Here is a 22573-nt window from a genome sequence, read left to right as displayed (position 1 = left end):
CTAACGCAACTCGTCTGACTCAGCCCTCCTCACTGGATTCGTTCAATTTCCGTCCGACCGTCGCACCGGCGATCAGATAGGCACCAATTCCTCCAGCCATGAAGCCCATGCCGTTACGAATCAACGGCAGTACTTCACTAGTGCGTGTGACCACGGGCGCAACTCCAAACACGCCAAAGAGCATCACCCAAAGTGGTGACAGCAATAACAACCAGCCCCAGGCAATCAATTCACCCTCTTTGCGTGGATAGGCCGCGAAACCCGCAATCAGGCCACCCAGGATTGAGGTGCTGAGCGTCCAGAGCCACTGCTCCGTCGGCAGGCCGGGTACAACCTGGCAACCGCCACGGTCCAGGCACAGTTCAACGGCATCCAGTGCCGCCAGGATGGCGCCGTCTTCTCCGTGATCCTTCACATAGAACTGATTGCCGTAGCGGGTCTGCAGTTCAACCCACCAGGTGCGCGGCATCAGCGCAAACAGGGCATCGCCCACATTGAAGTTGAGCAAGTTGCCCCCACGAGGATCCGCCACCAGCAGCAGGCTGCGTTCGTCCAGTCCCCAGAATTCCTTCACGGCCAGTCCTGGCGTGCGCTCGTATTGAGTCAGCACCCTCAGCTTCCAGCCGCTGCGTTGCTCAAAGGCGTCGAGAGACGTCTCCAGCGACTGGCGCTGTGTCTGACTTAGAGCCTTGGCAAGATCGATGACCGGGGTCGGATGGTCTGGAAGCAGATCGGGATTATCAATGGCCCCGGCAGGCGCGGCGACCATCAGCAGCAGCACCGAAAGGCTCAGCAGGGCCTTCAGGCAGCGCATCATTGCTTGGACACCCATGATTTAGAGCGAGTGCACGCCATTCTCACCACATGAAGGCCTCTGATGTGCCCTGCCCCGAATGGCTGCGTGAGCGATTGCAACAGCATGGGCAGCGGGTGCCCTTTTCCACCTTCATGGAATGGGCCCTGCATGACCCTGATCATGGCGCCTATGGCAGTGGTCAACTGCATGTGGGCCCGGCTGGCGATTTCGTCACCTCTCCCTCCCTTGGTGAGGATTTCTCGGGTCTGCTGGTTCATCAGCTGATCGATTGGCTGGAGACCCTCGCGGCTCGCCATCCAGAAGGCCGACTTTCAATCGTTGATGTGGGTCCGGGTGAGGCTGATCTCATCGCTCAGATGATCCCTCTTCTCCAAGTTTCCGCAGCTGAATGGCTGCCGCGTCTGGAGTGTGTTCTCGTTGAAATCAACCCCGGGATGCAGCGCCGCCAGAGGGCGCGGCTCGAGTCAGTGGGCCAGATTCCCTGTCGCTGGGTTGCGCTGCAGGAGCTCGCCGCTGAACCGGTCAACGGCATCATGCTTGCCCATGAGCTGCTTGATGCTCTGCCGGTCGAGCGTCTCATCCTGAGAGGAGGATCACTTCGGCGGCAGATGGTCACCCTTCAGGCCACAGAGGCATCAGAAGCTCTGCTCCGATGGGATGACGATCCCTTGCCTCCTCAACTGGAGGCCCAGATCCAAAAGCAGGCGGATCGTGATGCTTTCGAGCTTCCGCCAAGAGGAGCGTTGGATGGATGGGCCACGGAGTGGCATCACTCCGTCGCTCCCTGGATGCAGCAGGCCAGTGCAGCCATGAGCGATGGCATGTTGCTGGTGGTCGATTACGCCTTGGAGTCAGGCCGCTATTACGCTCCGCGCCGCTGCGATGGAACGCTGCTCGCCTACAAAAGCCAGCAGGCATCATCGGATGTCTTGCGTGATGCCGGTTCTCAAGACATCACTGCCCACCTGTGCCTGGAATCGCTTGTGGGTGCGGCTTCAGAGGCTGGCTGGTTTTTCACCGGACAGTGCCGTCAAGGAGAAGCCTTGCTTGCCTTGGGTCTGGCAGAGCGGCTGACAGCAGTGCAGCAAATGCCTGCTGATCAGCTCGCGGAAGCGCTGCGTCGACGTGAAGCCCTGCTGAGACTTGTCGACCCCAGTTGTCTCGGTGAGCTGCGCTGGTTCGCCTTTGTTCGCAACGAAGAAACTGCCGCTGAACCAGCACGTTTTGACAGTCGTTTTCTGCGTGAACCGATTCCGCGTGAACCGCGCTGATCAGTTGAGGGATTCAAGGCAGCGACTGACATCGTCATTGCTGATCCCATCACTGATGATCACGCTGCCGATCTGGGTCGGCAGAACGAATCGCAGTTTCCCGTGCCGGACCTTTTTATCGCCTTGCAAGGTTCGCAGCGCTGCCTCCTGATCCAGGGACGGCCAAGCCACGGGTAAGCCGGCCTTTTCGATCAGTTTCAGCTGGCGTTGCTGATCAGCTTCGCTCCAGAGACCTTTCTGGACGGCAAGGTGTCCAACCGCAGCCATGCCGATTGCAACCGCCTCACCATGCAGCCAGGTTCCGTATCCCGTCAGCGTCTCCACCACATGACCAAAGGTATGGCCGTAGTTGAGGATTGCGCGACGTCCTCCTTCCCGTTCATCGTCGGCCACAACGGCTGCTTTGGCTTCCGCTGAAAGCACAAGGATGTCGTGCAGCATCGTGGGATCCATGGCTGCGGGTTCGGAGAGGTCTGATGCCTCCTCCAGACGCCTGAAGAGTTCGGGGTCTCCGATCACTCCGTATTTGATCACTTCCGCCATGCCAGCCCGGAACTCCCTCACAGGGAGCGTGTTCAATGTCAATGGATCAATCACCACCAAGCGTGGCTGGTGGAAGGCTCCGATCAGATTTTTTCCCTTGGGATGGTTCACACCGGTCTTGCCACCGATGGAGGCATCCACCATCGAGAGAAGAGTCGTCGGGACTTGGACGATGCCGATGCCGCGCAGCCAGCATGCTGCTGCAAAGCCCGTCATGTCACCGACAACGCCACCTCCCAGCGCCAGCATCAGGGAGGTGCGCTCGAGACCCTCCTGCTGTGCCTTGTCGAGGATCAAACTCAGTGTTTGCAGTGTTTTTCGTTCTTCACCCGCATCGATTTCCAGTAGCACGGGGTTGAAGCCTGCCGCTCTGAGTCCGTTCAGGCAGCTGTCGCCGTAAGGTCTGGCGACGTCAGGATTGCTGACCACAAGAATTTTGGTCCCTGACCGAATGGGGAGATCAGCCAGCGCAGCACCGATTTCTCCCACCATCGAACGGCCGATGATCACGTCATAGGGATTGCGCTCCAGGGACACCGTGATTGTTGTGCGTTCCTGCAAGTCAGCTGCCTGCACTGTGCTCATGGGCTGATGCTGCGGTTGCGATCCGCGGGGGATTCCATCGACTGACCTTATCCTCAGCCGCAAGCTCTTTGAGTTCGATGAACCCTGCCTCCAGGCCAGACCGGCGAACAAGCCTCACAGCCTGGGCCTTTCTTGCGCCTGCACTCACGCTGTTGAGTCTTTCCGTGCTGATTCCTGCTGCAATGGCTCTGTTGATCAGCTTCACGCAGACAGGGCTTGATGTGTCAGAGCCGCTGAGGTTCATCGGCTTGGCCAATCTGCGCAGGCTCGCTGGTGATCCGATGTTCTATCGGGTCCTGGGAACAACCCTCGTTTACCTCGTGGGTGTGGTGCCTCCGATTGTTCTCGGTGCCCTGGCCCTGGCCGTCCTCGTCAATCGTGTCCTGCCCGGCATTCACTGGTTGAGAGCTGCCTTCTACACACCTGTGCTGGTATCAATTGTCGTCGCAGCCATCGCCTTCCGCTGGCTGTATGCAGAGAACGGTCTGATCAATGGCTGGCTCGAAGCCTTGATCGGATCCGGTTTCATCCCCATCGACTTTCTGACCAATCCGTTGCTGGCACTGCCTTCCGTGATGCTTGTGACCCTTTGGAAAGGACTGGGGTACTACATGGTGATTTTTCTCGGAGGCCTTCAAGGGATTTCCAAGGAGCTCTACGAGGCCGCGGAACTGGACGGCAGTGAGGGCTGGAGGAAACATCTCGATATCACTCTTCCGTTGTTGCGTCCCTACGTGACTCTGGTTGCTGTGATCTCAGCCATTGCTGCCACCAAGGTTTTTGAGGAGGTTTTTCTGATGACCCAGGGAGGACCCGCCGACTCAACCAGGACCCTCGTCTACTACGTGTATGACCAGGCTTTTGCAGAGCTTGAGATCAGCTATGCCTGCACCGTCGGTCTTGCCCTCTTCCTGATTGTTTTGCTGCTGACGGCGATCAGGTTCGCCTTCAGTGAGGACCGTTCACTGATTTAGGCCCATTCCCTTGCATGGCCCTGAGGGTCGGATGGCAAGCTTCAGAGGAGGACATCAGTGGCTATGGCCAGCGCTGCCGGGACAATTGGAGTTGTTGGGGGTGGTCAACTCGCATTGATGCTCTGTGAAGCAGCGAAGACGCGGGAGGTTGATGTGATCGTGCAGAGCGCATCTGGCCAGGACCCGGCGATGGCCGTCGCTCATGAACAGGTGGCAGGTGCACCGAATGATGTTTCTGCAACTGCTGAACTGTTGAAGCGCTGCCGGCACATCACGTTTGAGAATGAGTGGATCCCTGTCGATGCACTAAGGGCACTGGATCGAGATGGGGTGGTGTTCTCTCCTGCCCTCGTCAGTCTGCTGCCGCTGGTCAACAAGCTGTCTCAGCGCCGCATGCTGGATGACCTGGCGATTCCAAGCCCGGCCTGGATTGCGCTGGATGAGGTCAACACCGACTCACCGGCTCTTCCCGCCGGCTGGACGTTTCCTGTCATGGCCAAAGCGGCCCATGGCGGCTACGACGGCAAGGGAACCTGCGTGATCAGGGATCTCAAGTCTCTTCGGAAGCTGTTGAGCAGCGTTTCAGTCGAGGATTGGCTGCTTGAGACCTGGGTGACCTATGAGCGTGAGCTCGCGCTGGTCGTCAGTCGTGATCGGCAGGGTCGAATCCGAAGCCTTCCTCTGGTGGAAACGCATCAGAAGAATCAGGTTTGTGACTGGGTTCTGGCGCCAGCTCCATCGGAGCAACTGTTGGAGGCCACCGCTTACAACATTGCAGCGTCCTTGCTCACAAGCCTCGATTACGTGGGCGTGATGGCCCTGGAGTTCTTTTACGGCCCAGCAGGTCTGATGGTGAATGAGATAGCGCCGCGAACGCACAACTCAGGCCACTTCTCGATTGAGGCGTGCAGCAGCAGTCAGTTTGATCAGCAGCTCTGCATCACTGCGGGTCTGCCGGTTCCGACAACCCACCTTGTGGTGCCTGGCGCGATCATGGTGAATCTTCTGGGTTTGCCGTCTGAAGGCGCGGAATCCCTGGAGAAGAGGCTTGCTGCTCTCGAGGCCATTCCTCGCTCTCACCTGCATTGGTATGGCAAGCGGGAAATGCCTGGAAGGAAAGTTGGTCATGTGACTGTGCTGCTTGAGCAAGCCGAAGCGGATGCTCGTGGCCTGGAAGCTGAACGGGTTCTGAAGCAAATCCGTGAGGTCTGGCCGAATCCCTTAAATTGAGTTCGGACTGCCTGGTTGGTGACAGCCTTTCTCTAGTGCTCTGATCTGACTCTCTTTCGACTTGGGGTGACTGTCGTGAAGGTGCCGTAAACCGGCCTTGTAGCCGGAAACGAATCCTCACTTTGTTGCCCCTTCTGGTAACTCCAGGTCGATGCCTAAAGGCTCCACGGTCAGGTGGTCCACCCCAATTACAGCAACGGTTCTCAGCGAAGCGAACACTAGGGCTGAACCCACAAGTTGAAACCAAATATTGGGTCAAGTCAAGTATTTCTGTCTGCTTCGTTGGCAGCTGGTGCGTGTCAGTCAAGGCTCCAGATCAGCTCCCCGCACAGGCTCACTCACGGTCCATCCAAGGCTCTTCGGTTGGAACTCAAGAGACGCAGCATCTTCGTAACGCATCTCCCTTCTTGTCTTGAGTAGAGCAGGGCCATCAGGCATGGGTCTGCCGTGATCCACAACAACCATCCGGTCTCCCAGGTCGTTACTTGATGGATCTCTGTGAACAGCACAAAACCAGAGTTGATTCAGTGTCAATGTTCTTGGCTATCTATGTTCGTTGGGATACATAGCGGTTAGTACCACATTGAATTGATCATCCGGCGAGAACAACTGCAATCAATGCGATCCTGGCCAGTCCAGAGAGTATTGATTCATTTACGGCAGCCCCGGCTACCACGGCAGGCATAAATAAAAGGTCATGACCATGGTGACCATCCTTTGCTGAGCCACCCCGCGACAGCAGACCCGGTGGGGGGAAGCGCCAGGCGGTGGCGGTATAGAGATGCCTTCAGACATATCTGCCATTTTTATCCGATTTCGCCAATATGAGTTCAAAGGGATGGAGAGATCCAGGTGCGACAAATGGTTGATACGGAAGTCAAGGAAAAGGACCCGGTCCAACAGCAGTATCCCAATTGGCTGAACTGGGTAGGGGCTGTTGTATTCGTCGCGATGACTGTCGGTGCGTTTATGCCAGATACCGGTAACTGGAGATTCTTTCCATTCACTGCATTGATGGCATTCATCTTTATCAAAAAGGGTGTAGAGCAAAGGACGTGGGAGTTAGGAGAGAAGTTGGTGATGCCTGTTCTTTGCTTTCCGTTTGTAATTGAGTTCGTTCTGGGAATAATAAATAAAGCTGAGCCTTCAACACTTTGGACTAATGGAGGAGTGGCAGTGTTATGTGTTTTGGTTAGCGCGAACGAGCTCTATTTCAAGCCAAGACGGAAGAAAAATAAGTAGCAGGTTTCGGTAGATTCACACTTCTCTGTCATTTTTAATCAGAATATACATCGACAACCAACCAATAGTGGCGGCATTTATGGCAACAAATTCATTGCCTATTGAAGGCCGGTTTATGGGATGAGTTAGCCTAGGAACAATAGAAAGCTCCTGTTTCCTGTGTATTACACAAACAAGCTGATTTCCAAGCCCAGCAGTGAGTGTCTTCTTTAACTCCCCCCGCCGCGCCTTCGAGCTCCTCTTCAGAAACTTCTGATTGAGCCTTCTTCAAATCATCAGTTGAAATACTAAAACCAGCCTCCCTTGCAATAGCCTCTACTTCATCAGCATCAGCCGCTGCTTTCAGCTTCTCCTGAAACTCGTGTCAGTTTTGAGCTTTTCGAGGAAAGCTTTGAGTTGCTCTTCTGACATGGGCTTGAGGTCTGTTCAACAGTGATAGCAACTGTCTGCACAAGTGTCTTTGGTAAAAAATTACTGCACTCAATCGTGCCAGGCATAGGAGGCAGCTTTGTTGGTATTTGGATTTGTAGTCTACAAAATGACATGCAGTATTAACTAGAGACACTTGTCTGTAAAACACCAAATGCAGCCAGTCTGATTGCGAGTATCAAGACCTCCAGCCACGCCTTCCAGCTCCTTGTCAGAAATCTCTGATTGAGCCATCTTCAAATCGTCAGTTGAAATACTAAACCCACCGTCTTTTGCAATCGCAAGAACTGCGTCTGAATCAGCAGCGGCTTTGAGCTTTTCCTGAAGGCTGGTGTCAGCTTTGATCTTTTTTAGAAAGGCTTTTAATTGCTCTTCTGACATAGGTATGAGGTCTCTTCAGCAGTTATAGCAACAACTATTTGAAAAACCAAAGAATAGGCTTGACTGATTTTTTTAATTTTTAATCGGTGTTGCTACGGTTAAGATAAGACTGAACTTTCATGAGAAACTTGTTACTCTTAACAGCACTAATGGTGTCGGCTATATCACTTAAAGCAGATGACACACGGCTTCTTCATCGATCAACAGTAATAGGAGCTTTTGCGGCTGCAGAGTGCCTTGTGAGCAAGGGAGAAATAATAGAAGAGCAAGCAAAAGCACTAATGAATGAATATGGAAGCGAGAATCCAGAGCTTAATGCTGCGTATTTATGGGCATTACCATCTGATAAAGTATCGAAAGGTCTGCAAGCACTGGTTCCTCATTTGAACTCTGATTGTGACGATCATACTGTTTCAGAAGATGAGGCATTGCGATTATTTGGACCTTACTTGAATTAACAGACGCTTAGCAATGAAGCGATTATCAGTCTTCCTAGGTGCCATACTCCTCTCAGCATCTCCTGCTGTAGCTGGTGACTTTGTTTATTTGGAATGCGAAGCAAAGTCTGTTGCTATAACAAAAGACCTTAAGTCAAATCAAATTACGAAGAGACAAGAAACGACTGAGACAACGCATCACAAGGTTGACCTAGCAAACAGTCGAATTGCATCGGCAAAGGAGCATGAATGGGAAGAAGTCAAGATTGTCGACGGTGTGGCTGTTTTAGATGAAGAGTTGACAGAGGATGGGTGGAATATAAGTATGAAGGGTTCTTGGCAAATAGTTCCTCCTGGTCGATTTACGGGAGATGGTTTATTTAGCAATGACGCCATTTCGGAGACATTCAAGTTGAGAGGCATGTGCAAGGCTAGTGATGCATCAGTATTTGAGGAGGCATTGAAACAATGAAGAAATTATCATTCCTCATTCTTTTACTAGGATTAATAGGTTGTAAGTATCCAGTAAATGCAAAGCCAAACGCATCAAATAGCTGTAATGGAGTGCATGAATTCTACGGAAATCCGTTAGCCGATAGCGGCAGAGGCTCTGATCTGAGGATTCTATTCTTTGTTGGCGAGCGAGAGAATATATTGGGATGCTTTAAAAATACTAGAGGAGTTAAAGTAGCACCTCTTTGGAAGGAGCTAGCCAACAAAATCTATAGCAAGATGGATGAACGATTAATTCTAGACATCGTTAAAGATCTGAACATTAAAGATCCATACCTTGCTAATGGAGGAATATGAAACTGCGGATCATTGTGCTGATGTTTGGCTTGGGTCCCTAGAATTCATCTCAAAGCTATTCAACATCTAACTTGTAGTCAAAAGTGTCTGACGCCAGATATTCGTGTTTTGCAATCAATAAACACAGCTGGCCAAGCATAGGTTGAACAGGTTCAAGCTTGAGTGGAGACGAGTGTATCTGCATAAAAGCTCAGCTGAGAGGCGCATAAAGAATGATTCCTGCAGTCAAAAGCGCGCACAACGATGAAAAGATATAAAAGAAAACCATTGCTGTGATCTAAAAACTGTGAATTGCGAGATAAGCCCCTTCAGTAAAACTTGACTGAAGCTGAGTGAAGGTGTTGAGGATGACAGCTGCCCCATATTTTCTTCGGTCTGGTCAAGAGTGGTTCAATCGTCAGCTTCATGGAGTGCTTCAAACCATTGCCGTAACTGATGGGGTGTCTTCACTCCAATGCGTGACAGTCCTTTTGCCAGCTGTTTGCAGTCCCGTGGCGTCAGATAAAACAGATCCGTATCGGTATCCATCAGCTCCCGGTAAAGAGAGCTTTGCTCTTGAGTCAGTGTCATATCCCTAGCCCGATCAGAGGAATGGCTTCAGTGTTGACCGGCTGGTTCGCTTTGTGATCCCCTATTCGAGCTAGAGACACCCAGGATCTTTGGTCCTTTCAGGGGATGTGGTTCAAATCGAATGCACAAAAGCTGGTACAGCATCTGGAGTTTTTGTGGACCCAAAAGAGATAGACACTTCGTACTGGAAGTACCTCCAAGGAATCAGTTACCATCATTTCAAGGACTACTTAAAGTCATTCAATGCAGAAGAGTATTTTGAGGAGCTCTATCCTGGAATATTCAAGAAGTTGCAAGCGTGCGCCGCAATCAGCGTTTGCAAGGAGGAATTATGAATAATTCTCATCGTTGTGCATTGATTGTTGCTTCATTTGCTTTGGTTGTCGATGTAGGACCAGAACACGTTATTGACGTGCCAATCACAGCTGTGATGGATTGAATCTTGACTCAGAGCAACTTTTAATGACTACAAGTCAGGCAGCACTTCTTCTCTTCTGTTTCTTGTCAGAAATTGTGGCTTGTGGTGCTGTCTTCGGCTTAGAGGATGTTGCTGCCCATCCAGATGAGGGCCTGGGGATCGGTTTCGGTTGAGATCATCACGCACATCTTCATCTATGACGTCTTGTGTAAGCCTTTCTGCCCTCAAGCAGTACTGCGCAGCCACAGGAGCTCCAACTACTTCATCTCTGTGACCAGGCTCTGTGTCTTCCACCTTGCTGGTCATCCAATGGCGAGAGTTGCCAACGCAGTGATGACTAGTTTTGGTCTCATCCCACTGGATCAGGCAGGATCGAAGACAGCGAGAGGAGTCTTCTGCCTGTTGCATCAGCTCCGCAACGTGGCTTTTCCAGCTCTGTTGCACAAAGTGGTCGTCTTAAGCCAACCTTAAGGAGTCGCTTTCATCTCTTTCTGGGTTCGGGCCCTGATGCCATGGCCGCAATCATCCGCTTTGTATCCGGCCCGGAGCCGCTCTGGCGGCGCTGCCTTGAGCGTTGCTGGCTCCTGGAATGCGACATTGATCCGCTGATTCTTAGGGCTCGCTGGCTTCACCACCACGGGCTGCATCATGATGCATCGGCCGTGGAAGAAGAGTTACACCCTGTGTTCTGAAGCATTGCGCTTGTGAGACGTCATCATTTAGCAGTCGCAATTGTCGTGCTGATCGTGGCTTCCTCCTGTTCGACGAATTACCCGTCGAAATCTGAAGCTGAGAGTGCTTGTAGTGAGTGGCAAGGTCAGGAGGCCAAGGTTGATCATGAGCGTGAGTTGTTAGGTTTTGAAAAAAGGACCAAATTTGAGCAAGAGAATCCCAGGCCAGACGCAGCTTTTTGGGATGATGAAATTATCGATTGGGAGAAGCAAAAATTAGCTTATGCATCGAAGACGATTCGTGAGAGTGTTGCGATTAGTCCTCGCTACTGTCAATCTGAACAAGAAACCTCTCAGTTTTTAGGATATGAGAATAATGCGATTAAAAATGGAACTTATCGTGATGAATTGGGAAAAAAGGGCGAGTGGACTGTTGTCAAGCATTTCCGTTACTAAGGCTGTTGTCATTCCCGCAGGATGGCTTCAAATGATGTGCTCAGTCTTTCCATGGATCATTCATCGTTCCATTTTTGTGAATGATTTGCAAACCCTTTAGGCTAAGACGAGTGCCAACCGTTTCTTTATCTTTCAGTAAATAGCCGGTCTGAACAAAGATGAGTTTTGCCGTGATCTTGCTGTCCATTGATAGCTTCTGACCAGTGAGTGTTTGGTAGTTTTGGTCAACGATTTCAGGTTCTTTCTCTTCATCCCAGGAAAATACCGCCTGATATCTGTTCCCCTCGATTTGATGCCATGGTGCAGGAATGATTTTGCATAAATCAGGATTGCTGGCTTTTGCAAATTGATGCTTTAGCTCATCATTTCTGTCGTCTTCTAGCCGCTTGACAAGCTCCCTTGGCAAAATCGCCGAATTGCCAATGAGGGTCACAGGCTCCTTTGTGATTATCACTCGTCTCATTGCAGGACTCTCGGGCTTGTTTCTGTTGATACTGTTCTTGGAATACTCGCATGCTTTGTTGAATCCTGGTGATCCGATCCTCGAGGTGATCAGATCCTTGATTTGAACGATGTACTCCGCATTGCCTCCGTGCTCATTAAATGTGTTGCCATCTGTTGTCTCATTGATGTTATGGCTTATTGATTCATGGGTTGTTGGGGCTGAACAGTTCTGGATTCCTGTTCGTGGCTCGTTGAATGGTCTTCTGTTCAGCAGTTAGGCCTGGTTCAGGCTTTAATGTAATTGTCGCGTTTCAAGAATGAGTAATTTTAGAAAAAAGCGAATCATTTCCGTCAACAAAAAAGCTTTGCTTTTCAATGCTGGCTCGATTCTGGATTATGTAGCACTTTATTTTCTAATCTCAACCGCAATTGAAAAAGCATTGAATCTTGAGATGCCAACACTCAATGAGTATGGTTTTATCGCGGTTACGCTTTTGTCGTGGCTTTTTGGATTGCCATATGAATGGAAATTGCGATAGGCAAGATATGAAGGAATTGTCTACGTTCTTGCCATGGTCGCGATTCTTTGCATCTACGTTTCGATCGGAAGGCCTGTTTGAATGATGTCTCGAACCAGGCTCCTAAGTTTTGTTGTCTGGAGTGAGTTTGATTTATGGGCTACTGGTCTTGATGCGCCTCAGCAGTTCGTCTTTGGCGAGTTGTGTTACAACAAACACTTCTTGAGCGCTCGTACCTTTGCGTGCCAGCATCTTGAAGCCGCCAGTCACCGGTATCGAAACGCGTAACTGAAGGCCGGAGCTGTGCCCTCTGACCCTGGAAATCACGCCGGGTGTGATCGTCTGGATCTCAGGATCCTTGGCAAGAACTTTCAACCAGGGGATCAGCCCTTCCACATAGGTGCTGTGCGTAATGACCAGGCGCCCCACAGAGACTTGCTGCTTGCTGAACGTTTTGCTGGTCGAAGCTAGTGGATTTGGCTACAGAGAAGAGAGAGATCTGCCAGCCATGCTCCGATCTGTCGACAGGCTGCTTTGTGAGGTGACCGGTCCTTTGCAGGATCGCTGCGGCCCCCAGGCCAGGGTTTTAACGGCGGAGGTTCACGGTGATGAAGTCCGCGGATTGGCGTTTTGTCCTGGCAAGGTTTTGCGCTACGTGCTGGCAGCTCGCAACAGGCGCATCAAAACAACGGAAATGCTTCGCTTGGCGCGCAGCAGCAGGCAGCCTGCTGCTTGAACACCAGCCTGATCAACGGCTTGATTTAGTCGAGCTCACTGGCCAGAACCGAGCTGAGTGCTTGTTCCACTTTGGTTTGAAACAGCTCTGTGTCCACCCGTAGAAGCAGAAGACCTGCTGCTAAAAGACCGACAGCCTGGAGAACAAACACCCCGGCGTAAGCCTCAAAGCTGTTTTGTGATCCGGTGAATTCTCCGAAGAGGCTCAGCAGCGCTCCGCCGCTGATCGTGGCGAGCCCTCGCGCATAGGCCTGGGCAAGCCCCCAGACACCGATGAACGTGCCTGCCATCAAAGGTGACGTCAGTCCGAGCATCAACGTGAGGCTTGCATTGGTGCTGATTCCGGCTCCCACTCCGAACAGAAACAATGCTGCTCGGAACAGTGGTGTTGAAGCCAGCAATCCGGCCAGGATCATCATCAGCACAAACAGTGCTGAGAGCACTGCACCGGTCAGTGCTGTTCTTTGGGCGCCAAGGCGTGGTGTGATCAGGAACCCAGTTGCAGCAATACCCAGCAATGTTCCGATGCCCCAGACAGCATTCAGCCGAGTGGTTGTGCAGAGATCCATGGCGAAAACGGCTCCGCCGTAAGGCTCTAGGACAGCTTCCTGGAGAAACAACGCGAAGGTAAACAGGGACAGAACAGCAAAGAAATACCCGACCTGTGGAGATCCTTTCAGCACAGTCCAGGCCCCCCTCAGAGAGATTTCCTGAGTGGCGGCGAGTCGCGACTGGTGTCCGCCGTTGCCTGGCTTGAGGCGTGGCTCGACCCCTGCGATTGAAGCCAACACAAGCGTGAAAATCACCAGTGGGGCCACGGTGATCAACCGCTCCACTCCGCTGATGAGATTGCCTAACTCGGCTGTGGCGCATGAAGAGCCAAGAAACGAACTCAGCAGGATCGCTCCGGCCACGATCCCCACCATCAGCATCGACCACACGATGGAGACCAGAGCAGGTCGCTGTTTCTCAGTGCTCACATCCACCAGAAGCGCTGCAAACGGTGTGGAACTGGCTGCAATGGCCAAGCCGTAAAGCACAAACACCAGAGCGAGGACCAACCCTCTCCAGATCACATCCCCCTGACTGCCGGTTTGGGATGCTGCCGCTAACCAGAGAACGGTGTGTCCTGCAATCCAAGTCAGCGCGCAGAATGCCGCTGCACCGCCAACGATGAAAGGGGTACGTCGTAATTGCTTCCAGCGGCAGCGATCTGATTGCTGTCCGAACCAGATTCTTGAAAAGGCGACCAGCTGCTGACAACCCAGCGCCAGCGCGGTCAGGGCGGCAGGCACTTCAAATTCATCGATCAACAGTCTGTTGAAGATGCCCAGGGTCAGAACTGAGAGGGCGCCGAGGCAGGCCTGAAACAGACCCAGGCGCAGTGCAAGGACGATGAACCGTGCTGATCCCACGGATTTGCAGAAGCGATTCGCTGACCTTAGATGGAGCCTCAGCAGCGTTCGACCGGAGCCATCGTCAACCCTTCCGAACCAAGCTGTTGGTGATACAGCTCAGCCTGTTCAAGTGGACCACACCAGACCTCGGCACGTCCTTCTCCGTCGATGCGTCTGGCCAGTGCCCAGGCCCGATCTGCATTCATGTCCGGAATGATCTTGCACAGGCACTCCACCACATGTTCGAACGTGTTGACGTCATCGTCGAGCACGATCACTCGGGCTTGTGGATAGCGCTGCGTTGTCCCCTGGCGTTCAAGAACCGTTGCTGCACCGGGTGATGACGAAGTCATGATGTCTCGTGAACAGACGGGATGAATCCGCAGGGAAGCTTAGTTAAACTGCCGGCAATCAAGAGATCCACAATGCTTTTCACCCTGGGCTGGGCTTCTCTAGCAGCTGTGTTCAGCTTTTCGATCGCCATGGTGGTGTGGGGTCGTAACGGTGACGGCTCCATTAATTTCTGACGTGTACGAGACGCTCCAGTCTCCTCTGGTCAATCAAGGACTCGCTGTTACAGCGGTAGCACTGCTGGTCTTTGTGAGCGGGTCTGTGATTTATCTATCCACCATTGAGTGGAGAGATCGGCGTCGGCGCCGGTAATCGTGTGTCTGAAACTGCTCTCTTGAGCCAGATGTGGGACCGTTGTCGCAACCAGCTGTTGCGTTCAACTGCCACGTTCGCCGGTATTTCGCTCCTCGTCGGAGCCGGTTTGATCGGGTTGCGACTGTCGAACAGTCGGCTGCAGTGGGCAGATGACAGTTCAGCCTCCTCGTTGGCTCAGTTGTCCGGGGCGCTCATTCTTGTTCAGAGTTTCCGTGGCGATCCGAGCCGTGCCGTTCCGTCGCTCTGGGCAGAGCGCCTGGGTGTGCAGCCAGCCACCGAGCTTTGGCGTCGCTACGGCCGTTCCATGTGGTGGCAGGGATGGTCAGAGGATGGTGATGCTTATCTCATCCTTTCGTCTTCCACGCTTTCTCCGGAGGTTCAGGGTCTGCAACGCCAGCGCGTGGGCTCGATGGAGGTCCTTGCCTCCGATGCATTGCACCGCCAGCAGTTGCTGCAACGCTTGAAAGCCAACCAGGTCGCAAAGATCAAAGTGCAGTCCGACAGCCTTTGGGGTTCGTGCCTTCTGTCGTTGTCAGAAGCGCCAGGGGTGATCTGGAACGCTGATGCACTCGCAACACTGAGCGGAACGCTTGCGCCGCTCCTTCAGCAGGGGCGTGAAGGTTGTGTTCAGCTTCGGCTTCAGGCCAACCAACTGCTCTGGGAGGGAGTGATCGGCCGTCGACCCTTGAGTTCGCTCAGCTTGCGGAGCTCCTTGTCGTCCTCAGGCTCTATCGCAGCTTCTCTGAATCCATCATCCACTGAGCTCAACGCCACCGAGACAACATCCAGTGATCTCAGATTGCTTCAAGTGGATGGTGATCGTGTGGATCTGATTCTGGGAACGCTGCTGTCCCGGCAGATCATTCAGGCTCCACTTGAGGAGCATTACGGCATCAATGGTGCGATGCGCAGCGAAATCGCTGACCTTCCGTTCTCCTTGAGGCTTCAGAGCCTTTCAAGCGGTCCTTACAAAGCTGGTTTACAGCTTCAATTGCCCTTGATCGGCAGTCGGCAGCAATGGACATCGATCCTCAGTGCGGTGTCGGATCGTCTCGCTTCCAGGGGGTTCCAAAAGCTTCCGGTGGATCGGGCGTCACCAGAGGGGGAGACTCCCACCCTTTGGCTGCGACGTGATGATCCCGATCCGACCACCGTCGGTGGCTGGCTGATCATCCAAGCTCAGAAAGCACCCGTCTTGAGCATTGGACTTGGCACTGAGCCCGCTGCTCAGCCCTTCCTTTCAACTCTGTTGCCGCCCAATCGCATCTCGCTCAGAGTTACGGGCGACCCGAAGCGTTTAACCCAACTTGGTCTGCTTGCTGGTCTTTGGCCCAAACCTGTGCAGAGGGCATCGAGCCTCAATCTGGAAATCAAGCCACTCAAGATCCCAGCGGGCAGCAAGCTCGCCAGAGAGTCATGGTGGAGAGTCAGTGGAAGCCTGACGCTCACGCCTGACTCTTAGTCCTTGGCAGCTTTTTCAGCTTTCTGTCGCTCGCGCTTCCGTCGTTCAGCAGCAAGGGTTTCCTCCATGAGCTCAACGGCCTGAACCATCTTTTCGAGGTTGCTGCGATAGAGCCCAAGATCCTTCTCCAAGCGGGGACGAGACAGTCCAATCTCTTCACCGATGGCGTGCACGGTTTTGCTCAGTTCCTCAGGATCATCACTTTTATTCCCCTGAGCTTCGGAGAGCAGGCTGAACAATCCAACGGCGACGAGACGGGAGTAATGGAATTCATCTCCGGTCACCGCTGAAAGGCCACTTGCCAGTGGTTCTGGAGCCCCTTTCCCCTTGGCTTTCAACCAGGTCTGGACATCGTCAACGGTGTGTCCCTTGACGGCTTTGCTGCTTCCTTGCGCAAGAGCCTTGATTTCATCGCCATCAAACCCATTGCAACTGCAGAGAGCCGCAAACAACGGGTCGAGTTGTGTCTCCGGGCGATATCCCTTCGTGAAGGCCTTGAAGACCTGACACAGGCCAACGGCGAACAACGCATTGATCCTGAAGTGAGTTTGATGACTCAGCAGGTGCAACTCCACCAGCAGCTCATCGGCTGTGCGTCGATACAGCGAAGGAATGACGTAAGGGAAAGCTGTGTGAAAGGCTTTCTTGCTGTCAGAGATCGTCTGGGACCCAGTCAAGCTTTTCTAAGGCTGTCTTTAAGGCAAGACCATAGCGCTGCTGTTGCCGCCGTTAAGATTCAGCCAGTCAGAAGGCCCAACATGATCCCCATCGTCATTGAGGAATCCGGACGCGGGGAAAGGGCGTTTGATATCTATTCGCGCTTGCTGCGCGAGCGAATCATCTTTCTCGGTGAAGCTGTCACCAGTGAGTCTGCAAACAGGATCGTTGCTCAGTTGCTGTTTCTCGAAGCAGAAGATCCTGAGAAGGACATCTACCTGTACATCAACTCACCGGGGGGATCGGTCTACGATGGCCTCGGCATTTTTGACACCATGCAGCACATCAAGCCTGATGTGCAGACGGTCTGTGTCGGCCTTGCCGCCAGCATGGGCGCTTTTCTCTTATGTGCGGGTGCCAAAGGGAAACGCAGCAGCCTTCAGCATTCGCGCATCATGATTCACCAACCTCTCGGTGGGGCAAGGGGTCAGGCCAGTGATATCCGTATTCAGGCTGACGAAATACTGTTCTTGAAGGACCGTTTGAACACTGAACTTTCTGACAGAACCGGTCAACCTCTCGATAAAATTCAGGCTGACACTGATCGTGATTTCTTTATGTCCCCGACGGAAGCGAAGGACTACGGATTGATCGATAGTGTGATCGATAAGCGGCCTGTGCATTCGGTGTAATTCTTGCGGCATTAAACCGAAATCAAAAAACTCCCTATCAGGGAGTTTTTTATTGCCTGGTACTTTTGTGATGAACGAAAATGCTCACAACAAAATCCAGGTTCATTTCTGAACCTGGATCAAGGAACATTATTATCTCAATCCAATCAGTTCAGAACTGGTGAGAATCGATCTTTTTCAGGGATTGTGGTGTAGTCAGCGAGAATTTCGCGGAATTCATCACCATCCATCGTTTCTTTTTCGATCAGCAATTCAACGAGACGATCCATTGCTTCGCGCTGACCCTGAACAAGGCTCAGGGTTTCTTCGTAGCACTGCATCACGATGCCGCGAACCTGTTCATCAATTTGCTTTGAGGTGCCTTCAGAGGTGTCGCTGCGCGTCATCAGGTCTCTGCCGATGAACACTTCCTGGCTTCCGCCATCGGTGGACATCTGGCCAAGGCCACTCATCCCGTAACGCGTGACCATTTGACGAGCAATTGACGCAACCATCTGGATGTCTCCGCCGGCACCTGTGGTGACTTCTGCGTATCCGAACACAACGTCTTCAGCAGCGCGACCTCCAAGGGCTCCCATGATCCTGGCTTTGAGCTGCGACCTAGAAACGAGCATTTGCTCTTCGTCAGGAGAGAACCAGGTCAGACCTTGTGCTTGACCTCGGGGAATCAGAGTGACTTTCTGAACGGGATCGTGGTCCTTCACGAGGCTGCCGACCAGAGCGTGACCGACTTCGTGGTAGGCAATCAGACGTTTGCTGCGTCCATCGGTCAGGGGGTGACCTTCCAATCCCGCGATGATCCGGTCAACGGCATCATCAATTTCAGCAAGGCTGATGGTTTCCTTGCGGCGGCGAGCAGTCAGGATGGCCGCTTCATTGAGAAGGTTGGCCAAGTCAGCACCCGTGAAACCAGGAGTTCTGCGGGCAATGCTTTCAAGGGAAAGATCTTCAGCGAGTTTTTTATTGCGTGAATGAACCTTGAGAATGGACAAACGTCCCTTGATGTCGGGAGCGTCAACGGTGACCTGACGGTCGAAGCGACCGGGGCGCATCAACGCTGAGTCGAGCACATCGGGGCGGTTGGTTGCCGCGATGATGATGATTCCGCTGTTTCCTTCGAAACCATCCATTTCGGTGAGCAGCTGGTTCAGCGTTTGCTCACGTTCATCGTTGCCACCACCGATTCCAGCTCCACGCTGACGTCCAACGGCATCGATCTCGTCGATGAAGATCAGGCACGGGCTGTTCTCTTTGGCGCGCTTGAACAGATCTCGGACTCTGCTGGCTCCGACGCCAACGAACATCTCCACAAACTCAGAACCTGAGAGGGAGAAGAAAGGAACACCAGCCTCACCAGCAATGGCCTTCGCAAGCAGCGTTTTGCCGGTGCCAGGAGGGCCCACCAACAAGACACCTTTGGGGATCTGAGCTCCGACGGAGGTGAATTTCTCTGGCTGCTTGAGGAATGTCACCACCTCTTCAAGATCCTGCTTGGCTTCGTTCACGCCTGCGACGTCATCGAACATCACACCTGTTTCGGCTTCCATGGCAAAGCGAGCCTTGGTTTTTCCGAATTGCATGGCCTGGCCAGGCCCTCCAGGCATGTTGTTGCCACGACGTGCCAGGAAAATCAGGGAACCGATCAGCAGCAGTGGGAACAACAGGTTTCCGAGAATGCCAAGGGCAGGGGGAGCCGTTTTGGGTGGATGGACGTCGAAGCTGATGCCCTCAGCTTTGAGGGTGTTGATCAATTCCGGTGCCAAACCCGGCAGGTCAACTCGCAGACGCTGGACTCGGTTATCGAGGTCGGGATCAACTGCTTCAACCACCGCGTCACGACCGCCGTCGTAGATGTCGACGGATGTCACGCGTCCGGCTTCCACGTAATCGAGGAAGCGGCCATAACTCATCCTGGCCACGGCGGTGTTGCGCGGAGCCTCTGTAGGACCACCTGGCTTCAGGTTGCTCAGCGCTCCGCTGCCGAGGAATTGCAATGCCAGCAGCAGAGCAACAGTGATGGGTAGGCCCCAGAGAAGGATCTGCCGCCAGCGCTGATTCATGGCATTGATGAAGATTCGATGATCGTAAGAGCTTCGGGTTACAAACTGTGCAGTTGTTCTACCTAAAGACTGCGTAAAGCCGTAATCGGATCAAGTCGAGCTGCACGTCGTGCAGGCACAACACCAAAGAACAGTCCGATCGAACCTGAAAGTCCAACTGTCAGAAGCACTGTTGGCACACCGATGGCTGCGGGAAGCGGGGTGAGCATGGCCACCGCTGCGATCGCCCCGTAGCCGGCTGCCGTTCCGATGACCCCTCCAAGGCTGGAGAGCACCAGAGATTCAACCAGAAACTGCCGCAGAACATCCGAGCTGCGTGCCCCGAGTGCTTTGCGAAGACCGATTTCCTCGGTTCTCTCGCTCACGGAGACCAACATGATGTTCATGATGCCGATCCCGCCGACGAGCAGCGAAACCCCTCCGATAGCGCCAAGCATCAAGGTCAGCCCTCCGGTGATGGTCCCCACGATGGTCAGTGCGTCCTGCTGTGAGCGGACAGCGAAATCGTCATCGCGAAGAATGCGATGCCGTTGACGCAGAAGATTGGAGATCTGGAATTTTGCCGCACTTGTGCTGTTTTCATCCCTGGCCTCTGCACTGATGAAACTGAGGCTGACGCCGTAGGTGGGGTCGCGCCCTGTCAGGCGGCTGACCATGGTGCTGATCGGGATGTAAGCATTTTCATCCTGATTGGATCCGAAGACAGCTCCTTTTGGCGCCATCACTCCAATCACACTGAAGCTTTGGTCACGGATGCGCAGGGAGCTACCGATGGCTCCGCCGCCTGGAAAAAGCTTGTCGCGCAGATCAGGACCGATGACCACCACGGTTCGTGCTGCCTGGACGTCCTGCTCGCTGATGAAACGCCCCCGGCCCACTTCAAAACTTCTGACCGGCAGGAACTCCGGGGTCACGCCGAAGATGGCGGCGGTACTGCTTCTTGCCCCTGACTGCACCACCTCGTTGGCATTGATCTGAGGAGCCACCCGCTTGACGCTGGGGACCTGTTGGGCAATGGCCTCGGCATCCTCAAGCACCAGCGTTCGCGGGAACGCCACCCCCTGACGCCTTGTGTCGTTGCTGCCTGGAACCACGAACAGCACATTGGCTCCAAGGTTGCTCAACTGACTCTCAGCAAGATTCTGGGCACCACGTCCCACACCAACAAGCGTGATCACTGACGCATTGCCGATCACAATCCCGAGCATGGTCAACAGGCTGCGCAACCTGTTGGCCTTCAGGGTGTTGAGGGCCATGCCGACGGTCTCGGCGATGGGCAGATTGCTGGCCATGGATGAATGCTCAGGCTCAGAGCATCGTGTCGAGTTTCACGGCCATGTTGCTGCCGGTTCCTCGATGAACGGCTCCTTCCTTGACGAGCAGAGTGACAACCTCGCCCTCGAGAAGATCGCGAGTGGCATTGGCGATGCCTGCAATCACAGGGATACCAAGACGTTGAGCGATCACCGCTGCATGGGAGCTTTCTGCAGGTGTTTCGGTGATCACCGCTGCGGCGTCTCTGATCGCGTCGAGATAGTCAGCATTCGTGTCGGTGGCCACGAGAACCTCGCCGGGCTCGAGCTTGGCACAGTCACTGGCACAGGTTGCGATGCGCACTTTGCCGCTGATGGATCCGCTGCCGAAGCCTGTTCCTCGACCCAGTACAGCACTCACGATGCCCACCTTGATCAGATCGGTGGAGCCGCTGACGCCTGCCAGCGTGCCAGCGGTCTGAACACAGAGGTCACCGTCCTTGAGCACACCGATTTCCTGTGCCACTCCCATGGCGAGAGTGAAGGTTGCGGTGGTGCTCTGCTGAGTTTCGATCAGCAATGGCGTCACGCCCCAGACAAGCTGCAGTTTCCTGGCCACTGACACCTCAGATGTCACCGCCAGGATTGGTGTGGAGGGTCGAAATTTGCTGACGTTGTGGGCTGTTGCACCACTTTTTGTGAGCGGCAAAATCGCCGCAGCATTGAGCTGTCGGGCAATGCTGCTGACCGCGCCGCTGATGGCGTTGGGAATGGTGCTCGGCAGATGCGTGTCGATCGGTCGTTGCGGGTAGTCCCTTTCAATTCGCCGGGCAATCGTGGCCATCGTCTCCACTGCCTCGACGGGAAAATCTCCCACCGCAGTCTCATTGGAGAGCATCACGGCATCGGTGCCATCAAGAATGGCGTTCGCCACATCGCTGACTTCAGCTCTTGTTGGACGGGGGCTTGAGGCCATCGAATCCAGCATCTGGGTGGCCGTGATGATCGGAATTCCCAGGCTGTTGGCCTTGTGGATCAGATCCTTCTGCAGCAAAGGCACTTCTTCGGCCGGCATTTCGACGCCAAGATCCCCTCTGGCCACCATCACGCCGTCGCAAAGCGGAAGGATGGCGTCGATCTGATCGATGGCTTCAAATTTCTCGATCTTGGCGACCACCGGAGTCGAGAATCCATGCTTCCTGATCAGTTCACGAATTTCCTGCATGTCCGAGGGATTACGGACGAAACTCAGTGCGACCCAGTCGACTCCTTGCTGCAGGCCGAAGGCCAGATCCTGTCTGTCCTTGGTGGTGAGTGCTCTCACCGACAGCTGAACATCAGGGAAATTGACTCCCTTGTTGTTGGACAGGACTCCGCCAACCGTGACAACGCAGTGAAGGGTCTGGTCAACCTCATCCACGCGGTCAACCTTCATCTCCACCCGACCGTCGTCGAGAAGGATGCGACTGCCTGCTGTGACCTCCTCAGCCAGCCTGTCGTAGGTGACCGTGGCAACGGTCTGATTGCAGCGAACCTGCTTGGACGTGAGAGCGAAATGATCGCCCTTCCCCAGGGTGATTGGACCTTCCTCGAAGCGACCCAGTCGAATTTTCGGTCCTTGCAGATCCTGCAGGATTCCGATGTGAACCCCGAGCTCATGCGCCACCTGACGGATTGTGGCGATCCGGGTGGCGTGCTCGGAGTGGTCTCCGTGAGAGAAGTTCAGTCGGAATGTTGTGGCGCCTGCTTGAACCAATTCCCGAATGCGTTCGGGACTTTCGGTGGCTGGGCCGATCGTGGCGACGATCTTGGTTCTGCGTGTCAGATCGAGCTCGGCCATCCTTGGCGCCGGAAA

The 22573-nt window shown here is 53.8% G+C and carries 27 protein-coding genes, 1 other RNA gene and 1 pseudogene; 15 read left to right on the top strand and 14 right to left on the bottom strand.

The annotated features are described in order from the left end of the window. Nucleotides 1-19: 19 nt before the first annotated feature. Nucleotides 20-817 (bottom strand): TPM domain-containing protein, encoded by a 798-nt coding sequence (locus tag AC6EI9_RS03825; protein ID WP_498469905.1) that lies wholly within the window; start codon nt 815-817, stop codon nt 20-22. Between the two features lie 47 nt (nt 818-864). Between AC6EI9_RS03825 and AC6EI9_RS03820 the strand changes: the two genes are divergently transcribed. Further along, a complete protein-coding gene (locus AC6EI9_RS03820; protein WP_498469187.1) occupies nt 865-2088 on the top strand; it encodes a class I SAM-dependent methyltransferase in 1224 nt (407 codons plus the stop codon). On the opposite strand, the gene aroB is transcribed toward AC6EI9_RS03820, so the two are convergent. Further along, entirely contained in the window at nt 2089-3216 is a 1128-nt protein-coding gene (gene aroB / locus AC6EI9_RS03815) for a 3-dehydroquinate synthase (RefSeq protein ID WP_498469186.1), read from the bottom strand. A 77-nt stretch (nt 3217-3293) separates the two neighbouring features. Between aroB and AC6EI9_RS03810 the strand changes: the two genes are divergently transcribed. The 3 genes from AC6EI9_RS03810 (at nt 3294) to ssrS (ending at nt 5605) form a co-directional block, all read left to right on the top strand. Then, nucleotides 3294-4190: a carbohydrate ABC transporter permease gene (locus AC6EI9_RS03810; RefSeq protein WP_498469185.1), complete on the top strand. Its 897-nt coding sequence runs from the start codon at nt 3294-3296 to the stop codon at nt 4188-4190. Between the two features lie 63 nt (nt 4191-4253). Beyond that, complete coding sequence (locus tag AC6EI9_RS03805; RefSeq protein WP_498469184.1) at nt 4254-5420, top strand: 5-(carboxyamino)imidazole ribonucleotide synthase; 1167 nt, start codon at nt 4254-4256, stop codon at nt 5418-5420. Nucleotide 5421: 1 nt separating this feature from the next. After that, a non-coding RNA gene (gene ssrS / locus AC6EI9_RS03800) (6S RNA) lies at nt 5422-5605 on the top strand. Between the two features lie 118 nt (nt 5606-5723). On the opposite strand, the gene AC6EI9_RS03795 is transcribed toward ssrS, so the two are convergent. Beyond that, on the bottom strand, nt 5724-5885 hold the full coding sequence (locus AC6EI9_RS03795) for a DUF1651 domain-containing protein (RefSeq protein ID WP_498470153.1): 162 nt from the start codon (nt 5883-5885) through the stop codon (nt 5724-5726). Nucleotides 5886-6281: 396 nt separating this feature from the next. Here AC6EI9_RS03795 and AC6EI9_RS03790 point away from each other — a divergent pair, with 396 nt between their 5' ends. Beyond that, nucleotides 6282-6662 carry a hypothetical protein gene (locus AC6EI9_RS03790; protein ID WP_498469183.1) on the top strand — a complete coding sequence of 127 codons (381 nt, stop codon included), beginning with the start codon at nt 6282-6284 and terminating at the stop codon, nt 6660-6662. Nucleotides 6663-6792: 130 nt separating this feature from the next. On the opposite strand, the pseudogene AC6EI9_RS03785 reads toward AC6EI9_RS03790, so the two are convergent. Beyond that, nucleotides 6793-7073, bottom strand: a pseudogene (locus AC6EI9_RS03785) (Nif11-like leader peptide family natural product precursor). A 144-nt stretch (nt 7074-7217) separates the two neighbouring features. Further along, entirely contained in the window at nt 7218-7472 is a 255-nt protein-coding gene (locus AC6EI9_RS03780) for a Nif11-like leader peptide family natural product precursor (RefSeq protein WP_498469181.1), read from the bottom strand. 119 nt (nt 7473-7591) lie between these two features. Here AC6EI9_RS03780 and AC6EI9_RS03775 point away from each other — a divergent pair, with 119 nt between their 5' ends. From AC6EI9_RS03775 to AC6EI9_RS03765, 3 genes are read left to right on the top strand one after another with little or no spacing between them, the layout of a single operon-like run. Beyond that, a complete protein-coding gene (locus AC6EI9_RS03775) occupies nt 7592-7930 on the top strand; it encodes a hypothetical protein (protein ID WP_498469180.1) in 339 nt (112 codons plus the stop codon). Nucleotides 7931-7943: 13 nt separating this feature from the next. Then, a complete protein-coding gene (locus tag AC6EI9_RS03770) occupies nt 7944-8381 on the top strand; it encodes a hypothetical protein (RefSeq protein ID WP_498469179.1) in 438 nt (145 codons plus the stop codon). Further along, nucleotides 8378-8719: a hypothetical protein gene (locus tag AC6EI9_RS03765; protein ID WP_498469178.1), complete on the top strand. Its 342-nt coding sequence runs from the start codon at nt 8378-8380 to the stop codon at nt 8717-8719. The genes AC6EI9_RS03770 and AC6EI9_RS03765 overlap by 4 nt, the downstream gene beginning before the upstream one ends. A gap of 390 nt (nt 8720-9109) precedes the next feature. On the opposite strand, the gene AC6EI9_RS03760 is transcribed toward AC6EI9_RS03765, so the two are convergent. Continuing rightward, entirely contained in the window at nt 9110-9289 is a 180-nt protein-coding gene (locus AC6EI9_RS03760; RefSeq protein ID WP_498469176.1) for a hypothetical protein, read from the bottom strand. A gap of 298 nt (nt 9290-9587) precedes the next feature. Here AC6EI9_RS03760 and AC6EI9_RS03755 point away from each other — a divergent pair, with 298 nt between their 5' ends. The 3 genes from AC6EI9_RS03755 to AC6EI9_RS03745 all read left to right on the top strand — a co-directional run bounded on the left by AC6EI9_RS03755 (nt 9588) and on the right by AC6EI9_RS03745 (nt 10834). After that, nucleotides 9588-9728 carry a hypothetical protein gene (locus AC6EI9_RS03755; RefSeq protein WP_498469175.1) on the top strand — a complete coding sequence of 47 codons (141 nt, stop codon included), beginning with the start codon at nt 9588-9590 and terminating at the stop codon, nt 9726-9728. A gap of 491 nt (nt 9729-10219) precedes the next feature. Then, nucleotides 10220-10399 (top strand): hypothetical protein, encoded by a 180-nt coding sequence (locus AC6EI9_RS03750; protein WP_498469174.1) that lies wholly within the window; start codon nt 10220-10222, stop codon nt 10397-10399. A 54-nt stretch (nt 10400-10453) separates the two neighbouring features. Beyond that, nucleotides 10454-10834 carry a hypothetical protein gene (locus AC6EI9_RS03745; protein ID WP_498469173.1) on the top strand — a complete coding sequence of 127 codons (381 nt, stop codon included), beginning with the start codon at nt 10454-10456 and terminating at the stop codon, nt 10832-10834. 40 nt (nt 10835-10874) lie between these two features. On the opposite strand, the gene AC6EI9_RS03740 is transcribed toward AC6EI9_RS03745, so the two are convergent. Together AC6EI9_RS03740 and AC6EI9_RS03735 are read right to left on the bottom strand one after the other, a co-directional pair. Then, on the bottom strand, nt 10875-11267 hold the full coding sequence (locus AC6EI9_RS03740) for a hypothetical protein (RefSeq protein ID WP_498469172.1): 393 nt from the start codon (nt 11265-11267) through the stop codon (nt 10875-10877). A 682-nt stretch (nt 11268-11949) separates the two neighbouring features. Continuing rightward, nucleotides 11950-12225 carry a DUF2103 domain-containing protein gene (locus tag AC6EI9_RS03735; protein WP_498469171.1) on the bottom strand — a complete coding sequence of 92 codons (276 nt, stop codon included), beginning with the start codon at nt 12223-12225 and terminating at the stop codon, nt 11950-11952. 79 nt (nt 12226-12304) lie between these two features. On the opposite strand from AC6EI9_RS03735, the gene AC6EI9_RS03730 reads away from it, so the two are divergent. Beyond that, entirely contained in the window at nt 12305-12532 is a 228-nt protein-coding gene (locus AC6EI9_RS03730) for a hypothetical protein (protein WP_067095102.1), read from the top strand. Nucleotides 12533-12557: 25 nt separating this feature from the next. On the opposite strand, the gene AC6EI9_RS03725 is transcribed toward AC6EI9_RS03730, so the two are convergent. Both AC6EI9_RS03725 and clpS read right to left on the bottom strand, forming a co-directional pair. Beyond that, the gene (locus AC6EI9_RS03725) at nt 12558-13946 is read right to left on the bottom strand and encodes a BCD family MFS transporter (RefSeq protein ID WP_498469169.1); all 1389 of its coding nucleotides are present in this window, start codon (nt 13944-13946) and stop codon (nt 12558-12560) included. A gap of 38 nt (nt 13947-13984) precedes the next feature. Then, nucleotides 13985-14281: an ATP-dependent Clp protease adapter ClpS gene (clpS, locus tag AC6EI9_RS03720; RefSeq protein WP_498469168.1), complete on the bottom strand. Its 297-nt coding sequence runs from the start codon at nt 14279-14281 to the stop codon at nt 13985-13987. Nucleotides 14282-14353: 72 nt separating this feature from the next. Here clpS and petN point away from each other — a divergent pair, with 72 nt between their 5' ends. Both petN and AC6EI9_RS03710 read left to right on the top strand, forming a co-directional pair. Next, nucleotides 14354-14455, top strand: a complete 102-nt coding sequence (gene petN / locus AC6EI9_RS03715) for a cytochrome b6-f complex subunit PetN (RefSeq protein WP_066907630.1) — start codon at nt 14354-14356, stop codon at nt 14453-14455. A gap of 194 nt (nt 14456-14649) precedes the next feature. Further along, nucleotides 14650-16056: a hypothetical protein gene (locus tag AC6EI9_RS03710; RefSeq protein WP_498469166.1), complete on the top strand. Its 1407-nt coding sequence runs from the start codon at nt 14650-14652 to the stop codon at nt 16054-16056. Here the strand turns inward: AC6EI9_RS03710 and psb29 are convergent. Beyond that, complete coding sequence (gene psb29 / locus AC6EI9_RS03705; protein WP_498469165.1) at nt 16053-16733, bottom strand: photosystem II biogenesis protein Psp29; 681 nt, start codon at nt 16731-16733, stop codon at nt 16053-16055. The two genes, AC6EI9_RS03710 and psb29, sit on opposite strands and share 4 nt — an antisense overlap. 81 nt (nt 16734-16814) lie before the next feature. Here psb29 and clpP point away from each other — a divergent pair, with 81 nt between their 5' ends. Next, complete coding sequence (gene clpP, locus AC6EI9_RS03700; protein WP_498469164.1) at nt 16815-17405, top strand: ATP-dependent Clp endopeptidase proteolytic subunit ClpP; 591 nt, start codon at nt 16815-16817, stop codon at nt 17403-17405. Between the two features lie 146 nt (nt 17406-17551). On the opposite strand, the gene ftsH is transcribed toward clpP, so the two are convergent. From ftsH to pyk, 3 genes are all read right to left on the bottom strand, one after another. Further along, nucleotides 17552-19465 carry an ATP-dependent zinc metalloprotease FtsH gene (gene ftsH, locus AC6EI9_RS03695; RefSeq protein WP_498469163.1) on the bottom strand — a complete coding sequence of 638 codons (1914 nt, stop codon included), beginning with the start codon at nt 19463-19465 and terminating at the stop codon, nt 17552-17554. Between the two features lie 62 nt (nt 19466-19527). Continuing rightward, nucleotides 19528-20757, bottom strand: coding sequence for an ABC transporter permease (locus AC6EI9_RS03690; RefSeq protein ID WP_498469162.1), 1230 nt, complete (start codon nt 20755-20757; stop codon nt 19528-19530). 16 nt (nt 20758-20773) lie between these two features. Continuing rightward, nucleotides 20774-22558: a pyruvate kinase gene (gene pyk, locus AC6EI9_RS03685; protein WP_498469161.1), complete on the bottom strand. Its 1785-nt coding sequence runs from the start codon at nt 22556-22558 to the stop codon at nt 20774-20776. Nucleotides 22559-22573 lie beyond the last annotated feature (15 nt).

It is taken from the genome of Synechococcus sp. MIT2312, assembly GCF_059772315.1.
This window is presented reverse-complemented; position numbering and strand designations above follow the sequence as displayed.